The organism is Kitasatospora putterlickiae, assembly GCF_039527695.1.
GTDB lineage: Bacteria > Actinomycetota > Actinomycetes > Streptomycetales > Streptomycetaceae > Kitasatospora > Kitasatospora putterlickiae.
In genome coordinates this window covers 1-4,698 of the sequence record NZ_BAAAKJ010000303.1, presented here as the reverse complement: position 1 = coordinate 4,698, position 4,698 = coordinate 1, and the positions used below count along the sequence as shown (strand labels likewise).

Below are 4,698 nucleotides of genomic sequence, written 5' to 3'. Positions count from 1 at the left end.
CTGGAGGACGGCCCGCTGCGCGACGTCGGCCGCTACGCCCGGATCGCCCGCGAGCTGTGCGAGGGCGTCTACTTCGCCACCCCGCCAGCCTGACGAACCGTCACCCGCACCAGGAGGATCACGTGACCGACCCCGACCAGACCTGGGACGACGGCCGCCTGCACCCCGACGACGTCATCGAGGCCGCCGACCACACCGCCTACGAGTCCCCGTCCGACTACTACCACGGCGAGAACGGTCACGACCCCGACCCCGCCCCCGACCCGGCGGCCACCGACGACGGCTGGTGAACCGCCGGAGACCCGAAAGGTCGCCGTGCCGGGGGCCGTGGGGACCCACCCGTCCGATCCGCCCCGGCCGTCTCCGTGTTCCCCGGCTTCTCCGGTCTCCCCGGCTTCTCCGTCTTCCCCGAAATCCCCGCCGCCCCGGGAATCCATCCGCCCCCGGTACTCCCTTCACGGCGCGCGTTTGTCGGCAATTTTGACATTCCGCTTACCGTCCTACATTGTTCTCGGCATGTCTGACCGTCACCCGACCGAGTGCGCCGCCATCGAGCTGGCGCTGATCGGCGTGGCCGCGCACTGCGTTTCCGACAACCACTGTCGTTGAATCCGCCTGCCCCGACGCGTTGCGGTGATCGCCGCTTCGGGGCGTCGCCCTTTTTCCGCGGGCGCGGTGCTGCTCACTCACCTCCCTCGACGCCTCACCGCCGCCCGCCTTCCTCCGTATACCATCGGTAGCGAAAGGCTCCCTTTCCGATGTCTCGAACCACCTTCACCCCGCGCCGCCTCGCCGTGGCGACCGTCACCGTCGCCCTGGTCGTCGGAATGGCCGCGTGCGGACCGAAGGCCGACGGCGGTGGAGGCGGCGACACCGGCGCCGCGCCCCAGCAGGGCGGCACCCTCACCGTCCTCAACCAGAACCCGCAGGAGCAGTTCGACCCCGCACGCCTCTACACCTCCGGCGGCGGGAACGTCCCCTCCCTGGTCTTCCGCACCCTCACCACCCGCAACCGGGCCGACGGCGCGGCCGGCACCAAGGTGGTCCCGGACCTCGCCACCGACACCGGCACCCCCTCGGAGGGTGCGACGGTGTGGACGTACCGCCTCAAGGACGGTCTCACCTTCGAGGACGGCTCGCCGATCACCACCGCCGATATCAAGTACGGCATCGAAAGGTCATTCGCCCCCGAACTCTCCGGCGGAGCACCGTTCTTGAGGGACTGGCTGGTCGGCGCCGCCGATTACCAGGGCCCGTACAAGGATGGCGCCGGCCTGGCCGCCATCGAGACGCCGGACGAGAAGACCATCGTCTTCCGCCTCAACAAGCCCGAGGGCGACTTCCCGTACCTGGCGACCCAGACCCAGTTCGCACCCGTCCCGAAGGCGAAGGACACCGGGACGAAGTACCAGGAGCACCCCGTCTCCTCCGGTCCCTACCGGGTCGTCAAGAACGAGAACGACGGCGCCCACCTCGTCCTGGAGCGCAACCCGCACTGGTCCCCGGCCACCGACGACCAGCGCAAGGCGTACCCGGACACCGTCGACGTGCAGTCCGGGCTCGACCCGGCGGTGATCAACCAGCGGCTCTCCGCCGGCACCGGCGCCGACGCGGCCGCCGTCACCACCGACACCAACCTCGGGCCCTCCGAACTCGCCCAGGTGAAGGACGACAAGGCGCTCGCCGCCCGGGTCGGCACCGGCCACTTCGGCTACGTCAACTACCTGGCGTTCAACCCCAAGGTCAAGCCGTTCGACAACCCCAAGGTCCGGCAGGCGATCGCCTACGCGATCAACCGCACCTCGGTCGTCAACGCCGCCGGCGGCTCCTCGCTCGCCGAGGCCGCCACCACCTACCTGCCCGCCCAGGAGACCTTCGGGCACACGCCCTACGACCCGTTCCCGGCCGGCGCCACCGGCAACCCGGAGAAGGCCAGGGAGGCGCTGAAGGAGGCCGGCTACCCGGACGGCCTGACCATCACGCTCACCCACTCCAGCGCCGTCGGCAAGGGCTACGGCCCGGACCTGGCCACCGCCGTCCAGGACGGCCTGAAGGCGGCCGGGATCACCGTCCAGCTGGAGGCCCTGGACTCCACCAGGTACTCCAAGACGATCCACACCGTCAGCACCGAGCCCGGCCTCTTCCTCAGCGGCTGGGGCGCCGACTGGCCCTCCGGCGGCCCGTTCCTCGCGCCGGTCTTCGACGGCCGGCAGATCGTCACCGACGGCTACAACTTCAACGCCGCGCAGCTGGACGACCCGTCAGTGAATGACGAGATCGACCAGATCAACAAGATCACCGACCACGCCGAGGCCGCCAAGCGCTGGGGTGCCCTGGACAAGCGGATCGGCGAGCAGGCCCTCACCGTCCCGCTGTTCCACCCCGTCTACAAGCGGCTGTCCGGCAAGGACGTCCGCAACATCGTGATCAGCGACTGGACCGGCGTGCTGGACGTCTCCCAGGTCGCGGTGAAGTAGCGGACGGGACCGGACGGATCGATCGGACAACCATGGCTCCACAGGAACCCAGTGCCGGGGCGGCCCTCGTGACCGCCCCGGCCGCCGGGGGACGACAGGTGTGGCGGCGGCTGCTCGCGCGGCGCGCCGTCCTCGCCGCCGGCCTCGTCATCGTCCTGCTCGCCCTGATCGCGGCGACGGCCCCGCTGCTCGCCGCGCTCGAAGGCCAGGACCCCACCAGCTACCACAACGACCTGCTCGACTCGGCGGCCGGCGGAGTGCCCACCGGCTCCTTCGGCGGCGTCAGCGCCGAGCACTGGCTCGGCGTCGAACCGGGCACCGGGCGCGACGTGTTCGCCCGCCTGGTGCACGGCGCGCGGATCTCGCTGCTCGTCGCCGTCGGCGCCACCCTCGTCCAGGTCACCATCGGCGTGCTGCTCGGCCTGCTCGCGGGCCTCGGCAGCCGGCTGGTCGACCAGCTCATCGGCAACACCACCGAGGTGATGCTCGCGCTGCCCTCGCTGGTCTTCGCGATCTCGCTGATGGCGGTCGTGCCCTCCGGCTTCCCCCGCCCGCTCCTGCTGACCCTGGTCATCGGACTGCTGGGCTGGGCCGGCACCGCGCGGATCGTCCGGGCCCAGACGCTCGCCCTCAAGCAGCTCGACTACGTCGCCGCGGCCCGGCTCGCCGGTGCCACCCGGTGGCGGATCGCCCGCCGGGAACTGCTGCCCTCGCTGGCCGCGCCGGTCATCACCTACGCGGCGGTGCTGCTGCCGTCCAACGTGATCGCCGAGGCCGGACTCTCCTTCCTCGGCGTGGGCGTCAAGCCGCCGACCGCGTCCTGGGGCCAGATGCTCTCCGGCGCGACCACCTGGTTCCGCGCGGACCCGATGTACGTGCTGCTCCCGTCCGCGCTGCTGTTCGTCACCGTGCTCGCCTTCACCGTGTTCGGGGACGCCGTCCGCACCGAGCTCGACCCCCGCGCCGCCTCCCGGCTGCGGGTCGGCACGGCACGCGGAGCCGCCGAGGAGGCCACCGCATGACCCGCTTCCTGCTCCGCAAGGCCGCCGGCATGGCCGGCGTCCTGTTCGCCCTCTCCCTGATCGTCTACGCGGTCTTCTACATCGCCCCCGGCGACCCCGCCCAGCTGGCCTGCGGCGAGAAGTGCAGCCCCGCCCAGGTCCTCCAGGTCCGCGAACGGCTCGGCCTCGACGCGCCGGTCCACCTGCAGTACGCCCACTTCCTCCAAGGCGTCTTCGCCGGACGCGACTTCAGCGCCGGCACCGGCCTGCTGCACTGCCCGGCGCCCTGCCTGGGCGTCTCTTACCGCAGCGGCGAGCAGGTCACCGACATGATCACCGCCCGGCTCCCGGTGACCGCCTCGCTGGCGCTCGGCGCGATGGTGATCTGGCTGGCCCTCGGGGTCGGCACCGGTCTGCTCTCCGCGCTGCGCCGGGGACGGCTCGCCGAGCGCCTGCTGACCGCGCTGACCCTGGCCGGCAGCTCGGTCCCGGTGTTCGTGATCGGCCTGGTGCTGCTGATCGTCCTGTGCGCCCAGCTCCAGTGGCTGCCGTTCCCGAGCTACGTGCCGCTCACCGAGGACCCGCAGCAGTGGTTCTGGGGCCTGCTGCTGCCCTGGGTCTCGCTGGCGCTCATCGAGTGCGCCAAGTACGCCCGGCTGACCCGCTCGTCGATGCTGGAGACGCTCGCCGACGACCACATCCGGACCTTCCGGGCGTACGGCGTCAGCGAGCGGCGGCTGGTGACCCGGCACGCGCTGCGCGGCGCGCTCACCCCGGTGATCGCGCTCACCGCCATCGACCTGGGGACGATGTTCGGGTCCGCCGTGCTGACCGAGTCGCTGTTCGGCCTCCCGGGGCTCGGCAAGCTGCTGGTCACCTCGGTCGGCCTGATCGACCTGCCGACCGTCGTCGGCCTCACCCTGGTCACCGGGTTCGCCGTCGTCCTCGCCAACGTCATCGCGGACGTGCTCTACGCGGTGGCCGACCGAAGGGTGGTCCTGACATGAGCCCCGAACCCCTCGTGGACGTCCGGGACCTGGTCGTCGACTTCCCGGTCGGCGACGGCCACCTGCGCGCCGTCGACGGCGTCGGCTTCACCCTGGAGGCCGGACAGGCGCTCGGCATCGTCGGCGAGTCCGGCTCCGGCAAAAGCACCGTCGCTTTCGGGCTGCTCGGCCTGCACCGCGGCACCGGCGCCCGGATCGGCGGCTCGGTCCGGG

Annotated in this window: 6 protein-coding genes; all 6 read left to right on the top strand. The window is 71.7% G+C overall.

All coding sequences use genetic code 11. The features are described from left to right. Nucleotides 1-122 precede the first annotated feature (122 nt). Nucleotides 123-290 carry a hypothetical protein gene (locus ABD308_RS29175; protein ID WP_344341016.1) on the top strand — a complete coding sequence of 56 codons (168 nt, stop codon included), beginning with the start codon at nucleotides 123-125 and terminating at the stop codon, nucleotides 288-290. A gap of 226 nt (nucleotides 291-516) precedes the next feature. Continuing rightward, nucleotides 517-609 carry an Ms4533A family Cys-rich leader peptide gene (locus ABD308_RS29170; protein WP_344341010.1) on the top strand — a complete coding sequence of 31 codons (93 nt, stop codon included), beginning with the start codon at nucleotides 517-519 and terminating at the stop codon, nucleotides 607-609. A gap of 149 nt (nucleotides 610-758) precedes the next feature. After that, nucleotides 759-2,477, top strand: a complete 1,719-nt coding sequence (locus ABD308_RS29165) for an ABC transporter substrate-binding protein (protein ID WP_344341005.1) — start codon at nucleotides 759-761, stop codon at nucleotides 2,475-2,477. Between the two features lie 32 nt (nucleotides 2,478-2,509). Then, a complete protein-coding gene (locus tag ABD308_RS29160) occupies nucleotides 2,510-3,499 on the top strand; it encodes an ABC transporter permease (RefSeq protein WP_344341000.1) in 990 nt (329 codons plus the stop codon). Further along, nucleotides 3,496-4,485 carry an ABC transporter permease gene (locus ABD308_RS29155; RefSeq protein ID WP_344340997.1) on the top strand — a complete coding sequence of 330 codons (990 nt, stop codon included), beginning with the start codon at nucleotides 3,496-3,498 and terminating at the stop codon, nucleotides 4,483-4,485. Before ABD308_RS29160 ends, ABD308_RS29155 begins: the two co-directional genes overlap by 4 nt. After that, nucleotides 4,482-4,698 (top strand): ATP-binding cassette domain-containing protein (locus ABD308_RS29150; protein WP_344340992.1); only part of this gene is annotated, 217 nt, incomplete at its 3' end. The genes ABD308_RS29155 and ABD308_RS29150, both read left to right, overlap by 4 nt.